At 69.0% G+C, this 22,133-nt stretch carries 2 protein-coding genes; both read left to right on the plus strand.

The genetic code is table 11. The features are described 5' to 3' along the window. Window positions 1–261: 261 nt before the first annotated feature. Window positions 262–17,601: a non-ribosomal peptide synthase/polyketide synthase gene (locus IU452_RS21415; protein ID WP_195110905.1), complete on the plus strand. Its 17,340-nt coding sequence runs from the start codon at window positions 262–264 to the stop codon at window positions 17,599–17,601. Next, complete coding sequence (locus IU452_RS21420; protein ID WP_195110906.1) at window positions 17,598–22,133, plus strand: non-ribosomal peptide synthetase; 4,536 nt, start codon at window positions 17,598–17,600, stop codon at window positions 22,131–22,133. Before IU452_RS21415 ends, IU452_RS21420 begins: the two co-directional genes overlap by 4 nt.

Genomic DNA, 22,133 nt, shown 5'->3' on the forward strand with positions numbered 1-22,133 from the left:
GTGACAAGCTGTTCACCGAAGTAGTTGCTGACAGATAGCTCTAATGCTATTACTTTCGTTTGAAACCAGCGGGTCGCTCTCCCAGGTTCCGTCCGACGGGGGTCCGGAACGGAGACCCGAAGCCCGTGGCCGGGGGCATCGACAGTGACGCTCTCGGGTTCGTCCGGCGAAAGAACGTACGGCACAAGGCCGTCTGTCGTTTCGCGCGGGATCCAGCAATGCATGCGCCGTGGCAATGCGGTGTGCAGGTAAGGAGTTACCGTGGTGGGATCGACGAAATCGTCCAGTCTGCTGCCGTTGTCGCGTGCGCAGCTGGGTGTGGTGATGGGGCAGGCGCTCGACCCGTCGAGCTCGGCGTTCTGGATCGCGGAGTACGTGGAGATCCACGGTGACGTCGACCTGGCCGCGATTGGCGAGGCGGTGCGCGCGACCACCCGGGAGGTCGATCCCTGCCGGATCCGCTTCGTGGAGATGGACGGCGAGATCTTTCAGGAACACCGCGACGAATGCCGATGCGTCGTCGAGACTTTCGATCTGACCGGTGACCCCGAGGGCAGGCAGTTCGCGATGGCGTGGATGCAGTCGCACCTGTCGAGCGCACCCGACCTGGAACGCGGCGGCTTATTCACCGCCGCCGCGTTCAAACTGTCACCCGAGCTGTGCCTGTTCTTCGAGAGTGCGCACCACGCGATCCTGGACGCGTACTCGGGTTCGCTGTTCATCCAGCGGATCACCCAGCACTATGCGGCGCTGGTACGCGGGCACGACCCCGGCCCGAATCCCTTCGGCCACAGCAGCCTGTTCATCGACGACGAGCAGCGGTACCGAGATTCGGACCAGTTCGCCGTGGACCGCCGGTACTGGCTGGAGAAGTTCGCCGACGAGGTCGAACTGGTGGGGATGGGTCGCAAGGCGACCGGCGTCTCACCCACGTTCTATCGAGAGACCGCCTATCTGCCTCAGGAGTTCGCCGATCGGCTGGCGGCGCTGGGGGAGCGGCTGGGGGCGAAGTGGACTCGCGTGATCCTGGCGGCAGTGGCCTGCTACGTCCATAGGATCACCGACCGGGAGGACGTCGTCCTGGTGATGCCGGTGACCGGTCGGTCCACGCCGGAGGCCAATATGACCCCCGGCATGGCGGCGAACATGGTCCTCGTCCGGTTCCGGATTCGCCCGGAGACCGAATTCGCCGAGGTGGTGACGCAGGCCAGCGCGGAGCTGAAAGCGGCGCTGTCGCACCGGAAGTACCGCCTCGAGGACCTGCGCCACGAACTCGAATCGCTGCGCGGCCACGCGGTCCTGCCGGTCGCGTTCGTGAACATCCTGTCGTTCTATCTGCCGGTCGACTTCGCGGGCATCCCTACGACGGTGCACAACCTGAGCAACGGCCCGGTCGACGATCTCGCCTTCACCATCTACGACCGGTCCGACGGCGCCGGACTGCAGGTCGATGTCGACGGCAATCCGCAGGCATACGACGCGGACGCGGTGGCCGCGCATCGCGATCGCTTCACGGCGTACTGCCGCGCGATCACCCGTGATCCGCTGGCGCCGATCGGATCGATTGAGGTGCTGACCGAGGGCGAGCGCGACAATGTCGTGCGGCGGTGGAATCCGTCGCAGTCCGCGCGGCCGGGCGACCACATCTGCCGCCGGTTCGACCGGCATGTGCGGCGCAGCCCCGACGCCGAGGCCGTTCGATTCGCCGATCACGCCCTGACGTATCGCGAACTCGACGAACGAGCCAACAGGCTGGCCCGCGCACTGCTGGAACGTGGTGTGCGCGTGGACGATCGGGTCGGCCTGCTGCTGCCGCGCTCGCTGGAGCTGGTGGTGACGGTCCTGGCGGTGCTGAAGGCGGGTGCGGCCTACGTCCCGGTCGATCCCGCCGCGCCGCCGCAGCGGACGAGCTACATCCTCGCCGACTCCGCGCCTGCGGTGGTGGTGACCACCGCCGAGTTCGCCGCCGCAGTCCCGGACGGAGCGACCACCGTGTTCTTGGACGATCCGGAGGTCGTCGCGAGCATCGCGCACCACCCGGCCCACCCGATCGAGGACGGCGAGCGCAGCGCGGTGCTGCGTCCGGCGAACGCGGCCTACGTGATCTACACCTCCGGATCCACCGGTCGGCCGAAAGGTGTTGTGATTGCCCATCACAACGTGATCCGCATGCTCGATCGGACCGCCGCGTGGTTCGATTTCGGCGACCGCGACGTGTGGCCGCTGTTCCACTCCTACGCCTTCGACATGTCGGTGTGGGAGATGTGGAATGCGTTGCTCAACGGCGGGCGGTTGATCGTGGTGAGCTACGAACTGTCGCGGTCGCCGCACGAATTCCTGGAACTGCTTGTCGCGCAGCAGGTCACCGCGCTCAACCAGACGCCCTCGGCATTCCTGCCGCTCGCCGACGCCGCCCGCAGCGCACCCGAGCTGGCCGACCGGCTGGCCCTGCGGGTGGTGACCTTCGGTGGTGAGGCGCTGAATCCCGCACAGCTGCGGGGCTGGTTCGAACAGCGCGGCGAGTGGCCTCGGATGATCAATATGTACGGCACCACCGAGACCACGGTGCACGCCACCTATCGCCCGCTGGGTCCGAACGAACGCGACGTCACCGCCAACCTCGTCGGGCGGGCGATTCCGGACCAGCGCACCTACGTGCTCGACTCCCGATTACGCCCGGTGCCACCGGGAGTCGCGGGTGATCTGTATCTGGGGGGTAGCGGCCAGGCCCGCGGCTATCACCGGCGGGCCGCGCTGACCGCGTCGAAGTTCGTCGCCAACCCGTTCGCCGGGGCGGGCGAAATCATGTACCGCACCGGTGATATCGCGCGTTGGACCTTCGACGGTGAGCTCGAGTACCTGGGCCGCGGCGACGACCAGGTGCAGATCCGCGGGTTCCGCGTGGAGCTCGGCGAGATCGCCGCCGGGCTGCTGCGGCATTCACAGGTGCGCGATGCGGCCGCGGTGGTCCGCGGCGCACAGGGGGAGGATCAGCGGTTGATCGCCTATGTCGTGCCCGCGCATGCCGACGCGCCGCCGACGCCCACCGAACTGCGGGAGTTCCTGCGAGAACTGTTGCCGGACTATATGGTTCCCTCGGCCTTCGGTTTCCTGCCCGCACTGCCGTTGACCAACAACGGGAAGCTGGACCGCCGAGCGCTGCCCGAACCGGAGGTTTCGGCGCCCCGCCAAGGCCGGGCGCCGCATACTCCGGTGGAGCAGACCCTGTGCGAGCTCTACGCCGGAGTGCTCGGGGTGGCCGAGATCGGTCCGGACGACGACTTCTTCGATCTCGGCGGGCATTCGCTGTCGGCCATCAAACTCATCGCCAAGATCAAGGCCGCCTTCAGCGTGCAGCTGAGCATTCGCGATCTGTTCGACGCTCGCACGGTGGCGACGATCGCCGAACGACTGGCCGACAGCGCCCTGGCGACCCGGCCCGCGCTGACGCCGCAACCACGCACCGGGCCGGCGCCGCTGTCGTACGCGCAACGGCGGCTGTGGTTCCTGCAGCGGCTGGAGGGCAACCACACCGCCTACAACGAGCCGTATGCCCTGCGTCTGCACGGGAAGATCGACGCCGCCGCCCTCGCCGCCGCACTGGCCGATGTGATCGCTCGGCACGAATCGCTGCGCACGGTGTTCCCCGAGCACGACGGCCGTCCGCGGCAGCAGGTGCTGGCCCCACGAGAGTTGCCGCCGGTCATGGACGCGGCCACGGTGTCGAAGGAGCTGCTCGACGAGCAACTGCGGGACTTCGCCCGCACCGGATTCGATCTCGCTACCGAGATTCCGATCCGGGCACGGCTTTTCACCCTCGACGCCGACGAGCATGTGCTCGCGGTCGTGGTTCATCACATCGCCGCCGACGGCTGGTCGGCTAAACCGTTGGCACACGACATCTCCGTGGCCTACCGAGCCAGAGTGGCCGCCGCACAACCTGATTGGGTGCCGCTGCCGGTTCAGTACATCGACTACACCCTCTGGCAGCAGCGGCTGCTGGGCTCCGCCGACGATCCGCACAGCAGGATGTCTACTCAGCTGGCGTTCTGGCGCGACCAGCTGCGCGACGCACCGGCCGAGCTGGCCCTGCCCACCGATCGTCCGCGGCCGCAGCGCCCTTCGCATACCGGCGGCCGCATCACATTCGATCTGCCTGTCGAAACCCACCGCAGGGTGGGCGCATTCGCCGTCGAGACCGGCACCAGCCCGTTCATGGTGCTGCAGGCGGCGCTGGCGGGGCTACTCACCCGGCTGGGCGCGGGCACCGACATCCCTCTCGGATCCCCGATCGCCGGACGACCCGATACGGCGCTGGAGTCGCTGGTGGGCTTCTTCGTCAACACCCTCGTCTTCCGGATCGACACCTCGGGCAACCCAACCTTCCGCGAACTGGTCCACCGCAACCGGCCCAAGGTGCTGGAAGCCTTCGACCACCAGGACATTCCGTTCGAACTGCTCGTCGAATCGCTGAATCCGGATCGGTCCGCGGCGCGGCACCCACTGTTCCAGGTGATGCTGGCCGTGCAGAACACCGAGCAGGCCCGGTTCGATCTCCCCGGTGCTCGAGCCCGGCTCGCCCCGATCGATATCGGGGATGCTCGCTTCGATCTGGAACTCGTCGTCCGCGAAGGCCATTCGAACACCGGCGCACCGGCCGGACTGCACTGCTCGCTGAAATACGCGGCGGATCTGTTCGATTCCGCGACCGCGCAGGCGCTCACGGCGCGGTTCACCCGGTTCCTGAGCGATGTGCTGATACTGCCGGACGCCCCGATCAGTACGGCGTCGGTGCTGGTCGGCGCCGAGCGCGAGGACCTGCTGGCCTTGGGCCGCGGCCCGATACCGGCACGTTCGGACACCGAAACCATCGACCGGATCGCACGCCAGACCGCGATGGCACCGGACGCCGTCGCCGTCACCGCACCGGACGGCCGACTCACCCGGCAACAGCTGGATCGGCGATCCGAGGCCCTGGCCCGCGCCTTGGTCGCTGCTGGTGTGGGCCCCGACGACGTCGTCGCGGTCATCCTCCCTCGATCGGTGGACTGGATCGTGTCTCTGTTGGCGATCCGGCGCACGGGGGCCGCCTATGCCCCGATCGATCCGACCTACCCGGACAATCGGATTCAGGCCATGCTGGACGACAGCGCGGCCGTCTGCGCGGTGACAACCCGCGAGTGGGCCGACCAGCACGACGTCGGCATTCCGCTGGTCGTGCCGGGCGAGACCGGCACGGTGCGCGCATCGGTCATGCTGCCGGATCCGGTCGCGCTGCCGAAGCAGCGGCTGGCCTACCTGATCTTCACCTCCGGCTCCACCGGTCGGCCCAAGCCCACCGCGGTGCACGTGGAGGGTTTCGAGAACACCCTCGACTGGTACGAACGCGAGCTGGCCGACATCGGTGACGGCGCGATGCTAATCGCGTCCTCGCCCAGTTTCGATCTGACCCAGAAGAATGTCTGGACCGCGTTGCGCACCGGACGCCCGCTCTGCCTGGCGGGCAGCCGATTCGATCCCGCCGACATCATCCGGATGCTCGGCGAGGTGGACGTCGCGGCGGCGAATATGGCGCCCAGCGCCTTCACGGCGCTCGTCGAGGCGGATACCGAGGGCTGCCTCGGTGGCCTGGGCATCGTGTTCCTCGGCGGCGAACCGATAGCCACCGACGATCTGGCCCGTGTCGGTGCGCCTGCACCGGTGTTCGTCAACAGCTACGGCCCGACCGAGGCGGCCGATGTCGTGGCCTGCCATCGCCTGGATGCCAACCTGGAACACTATCGCCGCCAACCGATTCCGATCGGCACGGCCATTCCCGGCATCGACCTGTACGTGCTCGGCGCTGACCTGACGCTGCTTCCGCGCGGCGCGATCGGGGAGCTGTACGTCTCGGGCGCGGGTGTGGGCCGCGGCTACGCGGGGCAACCCGGGCGGACCGCGAGCCGGTTCGTGGCCGATCCGATCGCCGGGGCGGGTCGCCGCATGTACCGCACCGGTGATCTGGTGCGATGGCGCACCGACGGGACGATCGAGTATCACGGCCGCGCCGACGAGCAGGTGAAAGTGCGGGGCGTGCGGGTCGAGCCCGGCGAGATCGAATCCGCGCTGACCGCGTATCCGGACATCGCCCGCGCCGCGGTGGTGGTGCGCGAGGACAACCCCGGCGATCGGCGGCTCGTCGCCTATGCGGTGCCGCGCGAGGGCGCGCGCCTCGACTCGGGTGAGGTGCGACGCCTGCTGTCGCGGGAGCTGCCCGACTACATGGTTCCGTCGGCGCTGGTGAGTCTGGACCGAATTCCGTTGACACCCAACGGAAAACTCGACAAGCGGGCGCTGCCCGCGCCATCACCCGAGAGTGACCCGGTGGGCCGCGCGCCACGCACACCTATGGAGGAACTGGTCTGTGCCGTCTTCGCCGAGGTGCTGGGTGCTGCGGCGATCGGGGCGGACGACAACTTCTTCCACCGCGGCGGGCATTCGCTGCTGGCAACCCGGTTGATCTCACGCCTGCACGCCGCGACAACGGTCGAGCTCGGAATTCAGGACGTCTTCGCATATCCCACACCCGCAGAGCTCGCCGAGAAGCTCGCGGGCACGCAGGCGAGCACGCGGGCGCCGCTCACTCCGCAGCCGCGCCCGGCGCGTATCCCGCTGTCGTTCGCGCAGCAACGCCTGTGGTTCCTCGAACGGCTGGCCGACACCGGGGCCGCCTACAACATGCCGATGGTCGTGCGCCTGACCGGCGCGCTGGATACAGGGGCACTGCGGGATGCGATAAACGATGTCGTCGAGCGGCACGAAACCCTACGCACCGTATTTCCCGAGCACGACGGTGAGCCGTACCAGCGAGTGCTTCCGGCGGAATCGGTGGAGCTGCCGTTGGACATCGACCAGATCAAGGAGGCGGTCCTCGACGCCGCGATCCGCGCGGAGGGCACGCGACGGTTCGCCCTCGAGACCGATATCCCCGTGCGGTGCAGGCTCTTCCGGCTGGCACAGGAATCGCATGTCCTGGTGCTCACGGTGCACCACATCGCCGCGGACGGCTGGTCGCTGGCGCCGCTGGCCCGCGATCTGTCCGAGGCGTATCGAGCGCGCACAGCTGGGGCCGCGCCGCGGTGGACGGAGCTTCCGGTCGCTTACACCGACTACGCGCTGTGGCAACGGCGTGTCCTCGGCAACGAGGACGATCCGGCATCGCTGCTGTCGACGCAGACCGCGCACTGGCGGACGGTATTGGCCGGTGCGCCGGAGGAATTGGAGCTGCCGTTCGATCGGCCGCGACCGGTTCGAGCCAGCGGCCGTACCGGATCGGTACCCGTGCGCATCGAGTCCGACCGGTACGCGCGGCTGGTCACGACCGCCGCCGAACACCACGCCACGGTGTTCATGCTCGTGCACGCGGCGCTGGCCGGCCTGCTGACTCGCCTCGGCGCGGGGACCGACATCGTGATCGGCGCGCCGGTCGCTGGCCGGTCCGAGACCGCGGTGGACGATCTGGTCGGCTTCTTCGTCAACACCCTCGTGCTGCGCACCGACACCTCCGGCAATCCGACGCTGTCCGAACTGATTTCACGGGCCAAGACCACCGATCTAGCCGCATTCGCACACCGGGATGTGCCCTTCGAACGACTGGTGGAGGCGCTGAATCCGCAACGGTCCTTCGGCAGGCATCCACTGTTCCAGGTCGCGCTCGCCTTCCAGAACAATGCCGAGGCCACCCTCACCCTGCCGGGCCTCGAGATCACGGCGGCCCCCGGGGAACTCGACGCCGGGAAATTCGACCTGTCCTTCGACCTGACCGACCGTCCCGAGCAGAGCTCGCTCACCGGGCAGTTGGACTATGCCATCGACCTGTTCGACGCGGCCACCGCGCAGGCACTCGTCGATCGACTGCTGATGCTGATCGATGCCATGGCCACCGATACCGATCTGCGCCTGCACGACATCGATCTGCTATCGGAAACCGAACGCCGACTGTCGATTCCGTCTCCGACACTCGAGACGACACCCTGGGCGCCGATCGGCGCAATCTTCGCGGCTCGGGTCCAGGCCCATCCGAACGCCACGGCGCTGGTGACCGATCACGAGTCGATCGGCTACACCGAGCTGGCGGCGCGGGCCGGGCGGCTGGCGAACTTCCTGCTGACTCGCGGTGTCGAACCCGAGTCGACGATCGGCATCGCCCTGCCCCGATCGGTCGACTATGTGATCGCGGTCCTGGCCTGCGTGCAGATCGGCGCGGTGTACCTGCCGATCGATCCGGGATATCCGTTGGAGCGCAAGGTCTTCCTGCTCGAGGACGCCGCGCCGCGGCTGGTCCTGACCGACACCGAGCGGTCGCGGTCGCTGCCCGCCACGGCCGAACTCGTACTGCTCGACGACCCGCCGATCGTGCGGGACATCGACCGGCTGCCCACAGCATCGAATGTCGCGGTGCACCCGCGGCAGGCGGCCTATGTCATGTACACCTCTGGTTCGACGGGCCGGCCTAACGGCGTGGTCGTCACCCATGCCGATATCGCCGCTCTGGCGTTGGATTCCGGATTCACCGGCGGCGCCCACCAACGGGTGCTGCTGCACTCGCCGCTGGCCTTCGACGCCTCGACCTACGAGATCTGGGTGCCGCTGCTGACCGGACACACTGTCGTGATCGCGCCGGAGGGCCCTGTCGACGGCCGGGTGGTGCGCGAGCTGATCGCCCGCCACGCGGTGACCGCCATGTTCCTGACGACGGCGCTGTTCGCCCTACTCGCCGAGGTGGATCCGGGTTGTTTCGACGGTTTGCGCGAGATCAATGTCGGCGGCGAGGCCATCGCCCCCGATGCGGTCGACCGGGTCCTCACCGCGTGCCCGAGGGTGCACGTGGTGTGCGTCTACGGACCGACCGAAACCACCACCTTCGCGACCAGGTATCCGGTGCGGCAGGCGGTGACGAGGTCCGCGGCGATGCCCCTGGGCGGGCCGCTGGATGCCATGCGCTGCTACGTGCTCGATTCCTGTCTACGGCCCTGTGCGCCGGGTGTCGCGGGCGAGTTGTATCTCGCCGGAGCGGGTGTCAGCCGTGGTTATCGGAATCGTCCCGGGCTGACCGCCTCTCGCTTCGTGGCGAACACGATCGAACCCGGGGGCGAGCGGATGTACCGCACCGGCGATATCGTCCGGTGGCGACCGGTCGGCGACGGCATGGTGCTGGATTACCTGTCGCGCGCCGACGATCAGGTGAAGATCCGCGGCCATCGAGTCGATCCCACCGAGATCGCCTCGATGCTGCGGGCCGATCCGGCTATCGACGCGGTGGCGGTGGTGTTGCGCACCGATCTGCCCATCGGCGCCGCCCTGGTCGCCTACGTCACGTCGCGTGCCGAGCGGCTCGACACCCGGCGGTTGCGCGCGGAGCTGGCGAAGCGATTGCCGACGCCCTTGGTGCCCGCCGCGTTTGTCCACCTGGATACGCTGCCGATCACCGAGAACGGCAAACTGGACCGCCGAGCGCTGCCCGCACCGGCCTTCGACACCACGAATTATCGTGCGCCGCAGAACGACCGGCAGCGTCGGCTGGCCGAGCTGTACGCCGAGGTGCTCGGTGCCGAACGGGTCGGCCTGGACGACAGTTTCTTCGCCCTGGGCGGGCATTCGCTGCTGGCGACCAAACTGATCGCGCGGCTGCGCGCGGCCCTCGGGGTCGACATCCCGGTCCGTGCGCTGTTCGATCACCCGACGGTCGCCGAGCTCGCCGACCATCTGGACGGCCCAGCCGAGAGCCGCCCGCGCCGTCCCGCGCTGACGGCACGTGCCGGGACCGAGCCCGTGCTGTCGTACGCCCAGCGGCGGATGTGGTTGCTGGACCGTATCGAACCGGATCGGGCAGGCTACAACATTCCGCTGGAGATCCGGTTACGGGGAGACGTTCGCCCGGATCTGCTGCAGGAGGCTCTGGCGGACGTGGTCGCTCGGCATGAAGCGTTGCGCACCTACATGGTGGAGGACGACGGCGAGCCGGTGGCCGTGATCGCCGCACCCGACACCGGCCTGCGAATGATTCGGTGTGCGACATCGCCGCGGGAACTGGCCGGACGCCTGGCCGAGGAATCGGCCCGGCCGTTCGGGATGGATTGCGAATTACCCATCAGGGCAACACTTTTCACCACCGGTGCGACCGAGCACACGCTGCTGATCGTGGTGCATCACAGCGCGGCCGACGGCGCTTCGCTGGCGCCGCTGGCCGCGGATCTGTCGGCGGCCTACCGGGCCCGGCTCGCTGGGCAGGCACCGGACCGGACGCCGCCGAGCGTTCAGTATTCCGACTATGCCGCCTGGCAGCGCGCCCTGCTCGGTGCGGAGGACGATCCGGACAGCGTTGCGGGCGAACAGATTCGCTACTGGCGCACGGCCCTGAGCGGACTTCCCGCGGAACTGGCTCTGCCGGTCGATCGGCCGCGCCCCGCGACGCTGTCGGGCGCGGGCGGGCGTGAGCGGTTCCGTCTCGGTGCGCGCACGCAGCAGCGGGTGATGCGCTGTGCCGAACGGCACGGGGCGAGTGTGTTCATGGTGCTGTGCGCCGCGCTGACGGGGCTGCTGCACCGGATCGGCGCGGGCACCGACGTCCCGGTGGGCACGGTGGTCGCCGGGCGTGAGGAACCGCAGCTGGACGAGCTCATCGGGCTGTTCACCAACACTCTCGTGCTCCGCGCGGACCTGTCGGCCGAGCCGAGCTTCGCCGACCATTTGGCGCGCACGCGGGAGACGGTCCTGGCGGCGTTCGCGCACCGCGAGTTGCCGTTCGATCGGCTGGTGGAGGTGCTGGACCCGCCGCGGTCGCGGTCGCGCCACCCGCTGTTCCAGGTCGCCATGTCGCTCAACAACACTCCCGAGCCGAGATTGGCGCTGCCGGGACTCGCGGTCGAGGTCGGCGAACCCGAGGTCGCCACCGCCAAATTCGACCTGTCCTGGCATTTCACCGAGCGCGTGGACGCCGGGATCGACGGGGTGCTGGAGTATTCCACCGAGCTGTTCGACCGGGACACCGCGCGAGACCTGGTCGAGCGGTTCGGATCGTTCCTCGACGCGGTGCTGGACGATCCGAACCGACGCGTAAGCGACGTGAGTGTGCTCAATGCCGGTGAACGGGACGGGATCGTCGGCCGGGGCGCGGTCGGCGGTTTCACCGGGCCGCGCCGTTCGATGCCGGAGCTCTTCGTGGCGCGGGTGCTGGAGCGGGAGGCGGCACCGGCGGTGACCGATGGTGTGCGGGAGATGTCGTATCGGGAGCTGGATGTCGCCTCGGATGCTATGGCCCGGCAGCTGATGGCGCGTGGGGTGGGCACCGAGGATCGGGTAGCGCTGGTGCTGCCGCGGTCGGTGGCGAATGTGGTTGCGGTGCTGGGTGTTCTGAAGGCGGGGGCGGTGTATGTGCCGGTGGATCCGGGGTATCCGGCCGAGCGCATCGAATTCGTGCTCGGCGACTGCGATCCCGCACTGATCCTGGTGGCCGAGGGAGCGAATCAAAGCCTGCCACAACGTATTTCCGAATCCCGCCGGGCGGCGGTGCGTAGCTCCGGTGCCGCCGTGGGAACGCTCGTCGACGATCCGGTTCCCGATGACGATCGACGGCTGCCGTCCATTCCGGCCGACTCCGCCGCCTATCTGATCTACACCTCCGGATCCACCGGGTGGCCCAAGGGCGTTCTGGTGTCGCATTCCGGTGTGGCGGGTTTGGCGCACACCCATGCCCGGCGATGCGACATCGGTCCGGGCGATCGAGTGCTGGCGCTGGCCTCGCCGAGTTTCGACGCCTCCTACTGGGAATTGTCGATGAGCCTACTGACCGGCGCCACCTTGGTGGTGGCTCCCGAAGAGCCGTTGACCGGGCCGGAATTGGCCGAATTCGTCGCCGCCACCGGTTGTACCGCGGCCACCGTGTCGCCGAGCGTGTTGGCCTCGGTTCCCGAAGGCACGATGCCGTCGCTCGATCTGCTCGTGGTCGCCGGTGAGGCGGTAGGCCCGGCGTTGGTGCGACGGTGGTCCGGCGGTCGGCGCATGATCAATGCTTACGGTCCGACCGAGACGACGGTGTGCGCCACCATGAGCGACGCGCTGGACTCTTCGGGGAAGATCCCGATCGGCTCGCCGGTGTCGGCGGCGCGGATCCACGTGCTCGACGACCGGCTGCATCCGGTCCCGCGCGGGGTCGCGGGTGAACTGTACGTCGGCGGTGACGGCGTGGCCCGTGGCTATCATGGGCGGCCGGGTCTGACCGCGGCGCGATTCGTGGCCGATCCCTTCGGCGCACCCGGTGATCGGCTCTACCGCACCGGCGATCTGGTGCGGTGGACCCGTGACGGCGAGTTGGAATATGTCGGTCGCGGCGACGATCAGGTGAAGTTGCGGGGTCTGCGGATCGAGCCGGGGGAGATCGCGGCGGTGCTGGCCGAGCACCAGGCGATCTCCGATGCGGTCGTCGTGGTCTCCGGTGGGGAGCAACTGGTCGCCTATGTGGTCGCCACCGCCTCGGTCGACGCCGGTGAATTGCGCGAATGGCTGCGAAACCGGCTGCCGGACTACATGATTCCCGCCGCCATTGTCGAGATCGACGGGGTTCCGACCACTGCCAACGGCAAGCTCGATCGGTCGGCCCTTCCGCAACCGGTCGCGCGAACCGGCGGCGAGCAGCCACGCACACCCACCGAACGTACGTTGCGGGACCTGTTCTCGGAGGTGCTGGAAGTCGACGGGGTCGGAATCCACGACGACTTCTTCGAACTGGGCGGTCACTCACTGACCGCGTCCCGGCTGGTGTCCAGGATACGGGCCCGGCTCGGCGGCAGGTCCGCGGTCCGGGACATCTTCGACCATCCCACAGTGGCCGACCTTGCCGCGGTGATCGACGGAGGGGCCCGGCCAAGAGCGCGCCGGGATGACGGTGGTGTGGCACGCCGGGATGGCGGTGGTGTGGCACGCCGGGATGGCGATGGTGTGGCGCGCTTGGTGGCTGGGACTCGACCGGAGCGGATACCCGCCTCGCCGGCTCAGCGGCGGTTGTGGATGCTCAATCGGATCGATCCCGAATTGCCCACTTACAACATCCCGCTGGCGGTGCGGCTTCGTGGGCGGCTCGACGTCGACGCGCTCGTGCAGGCCCTCGACGACCTCGTCCGACGGCACGAGGTGCTGCGCACCGTCCTGCCTGAATTCGACGGCCGCCCTTACCAACTCGTGCTCGACCAGGCCCGGCTGGATGTCGATACCATGGCGATCGACCCCGCCGACCTGGCGGTGCTCGCCGCGTCCGAAGCCGCCCGGGGGTTCGACCTGCGCACTGAGATCCCCCTGCGCGCCAAGATCTTCCGGATCGGTCCCGACGACCACGCCCTTGTGCTCACCCTCCACCACGCGGCGGTCGACGGCGAATCGGAGCTGCCGCTGGCCGCCGACCTCGCGACCGCCTACGAGGCCCGATCGCGGGGTCGCGCACCCGACTGGGAGCCGCTGCCCGTGCAGTACGCCGACTACAGCTTGTGGCAGCAGCGGCTGCTGGGCGACGAGGCCGACGAGCAGAGCCTGGCCGCGGCCCAGCTCGAATACTGGCGCACCACACTGACCGATCTGCCCGTCGAACTGCCGCTGCCGACCGACCGGCCGCGTCCGGCGCGGACCTCCTACCACGGGGCGGCGGTCTCGCTCGATCTCGACCCCGTGCTGCACCGGCGTCTCGCGGAATTCGCCCGAACCTACGACGTCAGCGTCTTCATGGTCGTGCATGCCGCCGTGGCGATCCTGCTGCATCGGTCCGGCGCCGGCACCGACATCCCGATCGGATCGGTCGTGGCGGGCCGTGCCGAGCCGGAGCTGGAGCAACTGATCGGCTTCTTCGTCAACACCCTGGTGCTGCGCACCGACCTGTCCGGCAATCCGACCATAGCCGAAGCGCTGCAACGGATCCGCCACACCGACCTGACGGCATTCGCGCATCAGGAGCTGCCGTTCGAGCGGCTGGTGGAGGTGCTGGACCCGCCCCGGTCGCGGTCGCGCCACCCATTGTTCCAGGTCGCCGTGGTGTTCCAGAACTCGCGGGAGCGTGCGCTACGGCTGCCGGGCCTGTCGGCCACGCGATACGACGTGGCCGTGCCCGCGTCCCGGTTCGACCTGTCGTTCAGCTTCGTCGAACATCGCAACGAGCACGGCGAGTCGGCGGGCATGGACGGCATGCTCGAATACTCCACCGGCCTGTTCGACCCGGCGACGGCCGAGGCGCTGGCCTCGCGACTGCGGATCGTGCTGGAACAGATGCTCGCCCACCCTGATCGCGGTGTCGGCGATGTGGAGGTACTGCAGCCCCGCGAGTGGGAGGGGAGCTACGGCCGAGGCGCAGTCGGCGGGTTCGCCGGACCGCGCCGTCCGATGCCGGAGATCTTCGCCGCGCAGATCCGACGGCATCCTGGTGCTCCGGCGGTCACCGATGGTGAGCGCAGGCTGTCGTATCGGGAGTTGGATACCGCCTCGGACGCCTTGGCGCAACAACTGCTGACGCGCGGGGTGCGGCCCGAGGATCGGGTGGCGCTGGTGCTGCCGCGGTCGGTGGCGAATGTCGTTGCGGTTCTGGGTGTCCTGAAGGCCGGAGCGGTGTACGTGCCGGTGGATCCCGGGTATCCGGCCGAGCGTATCGAATTCGTGCTCACCGACAGCGATCCTGCCCTGATTCTCGTGGCGGAAGGGTCGAACACGGCACTGCCGCCATCGATTTCCCGACAGCGAGTGGCGGCGCTGCACATGTCCGGTCGGGAGATCGGGTCCATCATCGGCCACCGGGCGGCCTCGGCGGCGACATTGCCCGCGGTCTCGGTCGACTCCGGCGCGTACATGATCTACACCTCCGGATCCACGGGACGACCCAAGGGTGTACTGGTGACCCATCGCGGTGTCGCCGGACTCGCGGACACCCATGCGCGCGAGTGCGAGGTGGGCCCGGGCGATCGGGTGCTGGCGTTGGCCTCGCCGAGTTTCGACGCCTCCTACTGGGAGCTGTCGATGAGCCTGCTGACCGGGGCCACGGTGGTGGTCGCCCCCGAACGCCCCCTGGTGGGCGCGGAACTCGCCGAATTCGTCACAGCCACCGGCTGTACGGCGGCCACCGTGTCGCCGAGCGTGCTGGCGTCGGTTCCCGAAGGCACGATGCCGTCGCTCGATCTGCTCGTGGTCGCCGGTGAGGCGGTAGGCCCGGCGTTGGTGCGACGGTGGTCCGGCGGTCGGCGCATGATCAATGCTTACGGTCCGACCGAAACCACCGTGTGCGCCACCATGAGTGACGCACTGGACGCCTCGGGGAAGATCCCGATCGGCTCACCGGTGTCGGCGACGCGAGTCCACGTGCTCGACGGCCGCTTGCATCCGGTGCCGCCGGGCATCGTGGGAGAGCTGTATGTCGCCGGTGACGGCGTGGCCCGCGGCTACCACGGGCGGGCGGGCCTGACCGCGTCACGGTTCGTGCCCGACATGTTCGGCGTGCCCGGTGAACGCATGTATCGCACCGGTGATCTGGTGCGGTGGACCCGTGAGGGTGAGTTGGAATATGTCGGTCGCGGCGATGATCAGGTGAAGTTGCGGGGTCTGCGGATCGAGCCGGGGGAGATCGCGGCGGTGCTGGCCGAGCACGAGGCGGTCGGCGATGCCGTCGTCGTGATCGACGATCAGCGACTCGTGGCCTACGTCGTCGCACGCGATGACGCACCGATCGATATGGTGCCGGTGCGCGAGCACCTGCGACAGCGACTGCCGCACTACATGATTCCCGCCGCCATCGTGGAGATCGACCGCATTCCCACCACTGCCAACGGCAAGCTCGACCGTGCCGCACTCCCGAAACCGGTCAGCGGCGGCCAAGGCACGCGCGCGCCGAGCACACCGCAGGAGCGGGTGCTGACATCGCTGTGCGGTGAGATCCTCGGCCGCGACGACATCGGCACCGAGGCCGGGTTCCTGGCCGCGGGTGGCGACAGTATCACCGCGCTGCAACTGGTCAGCCGCGCCCGCGGCCACGGCCTGAGCCTGACGGTGCGCGATGTGCTCGCGGCGGAGACGCTGGCCGAGTTGGCCGCCATGGCAACGCCGGTCGATGCCGCCGACCGTGCCGACGATATGCCGGTGGGTCCGCTGCCGATGACGCCGATGATGCACTGGCTGGCCGAACGCGGTGGCTCGATCCACGGTTTCAACCAGGCCGTGTTGCTGCGGGTGCCGCCCGGACTGGACCTCGGACGGCTGGAGGAGGCCGCACGCCGACTCGTCACCCATCACGACGCGCTGCGAATGGCGCTGCGCGAGAACGGCACAGGCGTCGGCTGGGCCGCGGAGATTCTGCCGCCCGACACCGAGCAGCTCCGGCCGCTGGTCGGTCGCATCGACGCCAGTGCCCTCGCCGAGCGGGAACTCGCGTCGCTCGTCGCAGAGCAGGCGCGGCATGCGAAGGCGCTGCTGAATCCCTTCGACGGGCCGATGATTCAGTTCTGGTGGTTCGACACGGGACCGGTCCAGGGCCGACTTCTCGTGATCGCCCATCACCTCGCGGTCGACGCGGTGTCCTGGCCGACCCTGCTGACCGACTTGGCGCTGCTGGTTCGCGCCGAGTCCGAACCCGATACGCAGCCGCTGACATCCGGAGGGACGTCGGTGCGCCGGTGGGCCCAGCTGCTGGCCGAGCAGGCGACGGCGACCGAAACGGTCGCCGAGCTGGACCGGTGGACTTCGATACTCGCCGAACAGGGTCCGTCCCTGACCACCGACCGGCTCGACGCCGCCTTGGACACCGTGGGCACCCAGGCGCAGCTGCAGATCTCGCTGCCGGCCGAGGTGACGCGGCGAGTGGTGGACGAGGCAGCGGCCGCATTCCACACCGGCGCGGACGTGTTGCTGCTGTCCGCACTCACCGTCGCGATCGCCCATACCACCGGGTCCGACGGGACACTGCTGGTCGATGTGGAAAGGCACGGGCGCGAAGCGGTCTCCGGGGTGTCCGGGACGGTCGGCTGGTTCACCGCGCTGCACCCGGCACTGCTCTGGATCGGCATACCGGACTGGGGTGACGTCTGGACCGGCGGCGCCAGCTGGTCTCTGATCGTCAAATCGGTCAAGGAACAGCTCCATGAGATTCCACGCTCCGGCATCGGCTTCGGACTGTTGCGCTACCTCAATCCCGATACCCGCGACGCCCTTGCCGCGCTGCCGCGTCCGCAGATCCTGTTCAACTATCTCGGCAAGATCGCGCACGCCCGTTCCCAGGACTGGACGCCGGCGCCGGAACCGTTGGGCCTCAGCGCCTTCGACGACGACACACCCAGCGCGCACGTGCTGGAGGTGAATACCGCCGTGCACGCCACCCCCGACGGCGACCGACTCCAGGCCACCTTCCGATGGCCGTCGCGGCTGCTGACCCACCGCGCCGCCGAGGACCTGGCGCAGGCGTGGTGCCGCGCGATCGAAGCCCTGGCCCGCCACATCGAACACGACGGCTCCGGCGGCCACACCCCCTCGGACTTCCCGCTGCTGGCGCTGAACCAGTCGCAGGTCGATCTGCTCGAACGCAAGTGGAGGAGCACACCGCGATGACCAGCAATATTCACGACATCCTTCCCCTGACGCCGCTGCAGGAAGGCGTGCTGTTCCACGCCGAATTCGGCGATGGCATGGACGTCTACACGACGCAGGTGGTGGTGGCGCTCGAGGGCGAGCTCGACACCGCGGCACTGCGCCGCGCCGCCACCGAGGTGCTGTCGCGGCATCCCAATCTGACGGCCGGGTTCGTCTACGAGGAGCTCGATCGCCCGGTCCAGCTGATCCCGCGCGAGGTCGAGATGCCCTGGGAGGAGGTCGATCTGCGGCCGGTGCCCGAGGGCCGTCGCTGCGACGAACTGGACCGGATCGTGGACGCCGAGCGGCACCACGCCTTCACCCTGTCCGAGCCGCCGCTGCTGCGGTTCACGCTGGTGCGCTTGGGCGACAAGACGTTTCGGCTGATTCTGACCTGCCACCACATCCTCGTCGACGGCTGGTCCATGCCGATCCTGCTGCGCGAACTGCTGACGCTGTATGCGGACGGCCCCTCGGCGCTGACGCGGCCCACGGCCTTCCGCGACTATCTGGGCTGGTTGGCCGGGCGCGACCGCGAGGCCGCGCGCTCGGCATGGCGGCGGTATCTCGCGGATGTGGAGACCCCGACGCTGGTCGCGCCGGGCGCCGTCGCCGACGTGCGGCAGCCGCCGCGATCGCACACCGTGCGGCTGCCCGCCCGTACGACCGCCGATCTGCTCGAGGTGGCCCGGACGAACCGGCTCACCGCGCACACGCTGGTGCAGACGGCGTGGGCGCTGCTGCTCGGCACCGCGCTCGGCACCGGTGATGTGCTCTTCGGGTCGACGGTCTCCGGCCGACCGGCCGACCTGACCGGCGTCGAATCGATGATCGGGCTGTTCATCAACACCGTCCCGGTCCGCGTCACGATCGCCTCCGCTGACAGCATGCTGGACACCGCTCGTCGGCTGTGGACGACCCAGCGGACGGTGCGCGAGCACGAACATCTCGGGCTGTCACAGATTCAGCGGCTGACCGGATTCGACGCCCTGTTCGACACGACCGTGATCACCGAGAACTACCCGGTCGACCCGGACAGCCTCGACGCGACTGTCGGCGGGTTGCGGATCACCGACGTCACGGGCTGGGACGCAACGCACTACCCGCTCAGCCTGATGGCCACCTTCGGCCCGGAACTGAGCCTGCGCCTGGTGTTTCGCCCCGACCTCTATCCGGTGAGCGACGCCGAGGTATTGCTGGAGCGGCTGTGCCGCATTCTTACAGCGCTGGCCGAGACCCCCGATGCGCCTGTCGCACAGGTGAATACGCTGCCGGAGGCCGACCGTGTCCGGGTGCTGCGCGACTGGAACGACACGACCGTGGACCTGCCCGAACGCACCGTGCCGGAGCTGATCGGGCAGTCGGTGGCGAGCACACCCGACGCCACCGCGGTACTGTCGGCCGACGAGCGGCTGACCTATGCCGAACTCGATTGCCGCTGCGGTGCATTCGCTCGCCGCCTGGCCGCCGCAGGGGTGGGCGTGGACGATGTGGTGGCGATGCTGGTGCCCCGTTCGGCGGGACTGGTCGCCGCCATGCTGGGCATCCTGCGGGCCGGGGCCGCCTATCTCCCGCTCGACCCCGATACCCCGCCCGAGCGGCTGGCCCACATCCTTCGAGAAGCCGCGCCGACCGCCGCGGTGGTCACCGCCGACACCGCGGAACTGCTTGCCGCACATCCGCAGATCGCCCGGATCGATATCGACGCACCCGGCTCGGCGCCCGATGTTCCGTTGCCGCGGGTGCGGCCCGGCAACGCCGCCTACATCATCTACACCTCCGGCTCCACCGGAACTCCGAAGGGCGTCGTCGTGCCGCACGGCGGGCTCACCAATGTCTTGACCGGGCTACGGCGGCTGCTGAAGGTGGGCCGAGAAGACCGGCTGCTGGCGCTGAGCGCCGTCACCTTCGACATCGCGACCGCGGAACTGCTGCTGCCGCTGATCAGCGGTGCCACCACCGTGGTCAGCCCGCCGGGCGCGGCGCGCGAGCTCATGCCGCTGGTTTCGATGATCGAGAACCACCGGCCCACACTCGTCGAGGCCACACCCACACTGTGGCGGGAGATCCTGGCGGCGTGCTCGTCGGATCTCGGTGCGGCGACACTGCTCACCGCGGGTGAGGCACTGCCCGCCGACACCGCCGAGACGATGCGCACGCGTGGACGACGGGTGGTGAACCTGTACGGTCCGTCGGAGGCGGCCATCTACAGCACCGGTGAGTTCAGCGGGTCGTTCCCCGCTCCGCCCATCGGCGGACCGCTGCTCAACGTGCGCTGCTATGTCCTGGACCGGTTCCTGCGGCCGGTCGCGCCGGGCGAGGTCGGCGAGTTGTACATCGCCGGAGCAGGATTGGCCCGCGGGTACCTGAATCGGTCCGACCTCACCGCAGAGCGCTTCGTCGCCTGCCCGTTCGCCGAGTCCGCGCGCATGTACCGTACCGGTGATCTCGCGGCCTGGGACCGAGCCGGGACGCTGCACTATCACGGGCGTGCCGACACCCAGGTCAAGATCCGCGGATACCGCATCGAACTGGGCGAGATCGAGTCCGCGCTGGCCGAGGCGCCCGGGGTGGAGGCCGCCGCCGCGGACGTGCGCGACGGCCGGGTCGTCGGCTACCTGGTCGCAGATCCTGCGGTCGACACCGCGGCCGTGCTCGACTCGGTCGCCGCGCGGCTGCCCGGATACATGGCCCCCGCCACGCTGATCCGGCTCGCCGAACTGCCCAAGACCGCCAGCGGGAAACTCGATCGGCGGGCACTGCCCACGCCGGACGTCTCGGCGGGGGAGGGCCGCGACCCGGTCACCGAGCGAGAGGTCCGGTTGTGCGGCATCGTGGCCGAGGTTCTGCATCGCGACCGGGTCACCGTCGACGCCGACTTCTTCGCCCTCGGAGGCGACAGCATCGGTGCGATGCGGGTCGCCGCGCAGGCCAGGCAGGCCGGAATTCATTTGCTGCCCAAGGACGTTTTCGAACACCGCACCGTCGCACGGTTGCTCGCGGGGGCGGGCGCACGCGCGGCCGCTCCACACGACGGTGATGCCGACTCGGTGGGCGCCTTCGCCGCGCCGCCGATGGTCCGCTGGCTCTACGAGCGGCCCGGCGACCACGATCAGGTCAGCCAGTCGATCCTGTTGGAGACCCACGACCGGATCGAGCCGGTCCACCTGCGGAGCGCGCTCGCCGCGCTCGTCGATCATCATCCGAGCCTGCGCACCCGGGTCGGCATCGATCCCGACAGTAGCGCCGTCACGATGGAAACTCTGCCCCGCGACGCCGTCCGGCCCACGCTGACCGTGGTCGACGTCGCGACGGCCACCGAATTGGCCAGCGCGACAGCCGAATACACGACTATGGCGCGGTGGCAGCTCAGCCCGTCCACGGGCGAGCTGGTCCACGCGGTCCTGTTCGACGGCCCGCAGACCCGCCTGCTGCTGATGGTGCATCACATCGGCGTCGACGGTGTGTCGTGGCCGACGCTGCTCGACGACCTGGCCATCGCGCTGGCCGCGGCCGCGGCGGGTGCCGAGCCGAAGCAGGTTCTGACGCCTGAGGCGACGTCGTACCGAACCTGGTCGCAGCGGTTGCTCCGGCAGGGCACGGACTCGATGCGGCTATCCGAATTGCCCTACTGGGCAAAGGTTCTCGACACCCAGCAGCCTCCGGTCGGCGCCCGCCGAGTGGATCCGGCCATCGACACCGGAGATCGGGGGAGGACGCTGAGCCGGATTCTGTCCACGGAGTCGACCGAACAGCTGCTCACAACGACACCGGTCGCACTGGGCGCCGATATCGACGACATCCTGCTGACGGCGCTGACGATGGCCGTGCTGGCCTGGCAGCGAGCGCGCGGGCACGCCGACGCGGACACGCTGCTGGTCGATGTGGAGGGACACGGCCGCGAGGCCGTCGCCGACGCCGACCTGACCCGCACCACGGGCTGGTTCACCGCCCGCTATCCGATCCGGCTCGACATCGGCTCGCTGCGCGAGGATCTCGTTCTCGACGACACCGGACAGGCCCGAACGGTGCTCGCGCGGGTACGCACCATCCGGCGGGATATCCCCGACGGCGGCAACGGCTTTCAGGTCCTGCGCTACCTTGACCCGGCGGGTGCCCAGTTGGCGGCGCTGAGCCGCCCGCAGCTCGGATTCAACTATCTGGGCCGGTTCGCCCAGCAGCCGACCAACGGCTGGACCATGGTCGCCGACCCGGCAGACGCGCTGGCGGCCAACGATTCCCCGCTGCATTTCGAGCATGCGATCGACCTGAACGCGATCGCCATCGACGGCCCGGCCGGACCGCGGCTGCGAGCGTTCTGGACGTGGCCGGACTCCCTGCTCACCGGCGCCGACATCGAAGAACTCAGCACGCACTGGTTCACCGCCCTGGAAACCTTGAACCGGACGGGACGTGTCACCCCGGCCGCCGACGAGCCACTGCTGGCGCTGGATCCCGACGAACTCGCCGATCTGGAGCTGGCGATCGCCCGCACGACCGAGGAGGGCTGA

Origin of the sequence: Nocardia transvalensis (assembly GCF_015477765.1) — a bacterium.
Taxonomy (GTDB): Bacteria; Actinomycetota; Actinomycetes; order Mycobacteriales; family Mycobacteriaceae; genus Nocardia; species Nocardia transvalensis_A.

Bases quoted from the DNA above. Each gene is read 5' to 3' on its own strand.
- IU452_RS21420 (WP_195110906.1), top strand. From the start codon at position 17,598: ATGACCAGCAATATTCACGACATCCTTCCCCTGACGCCGCTGCAGGAA.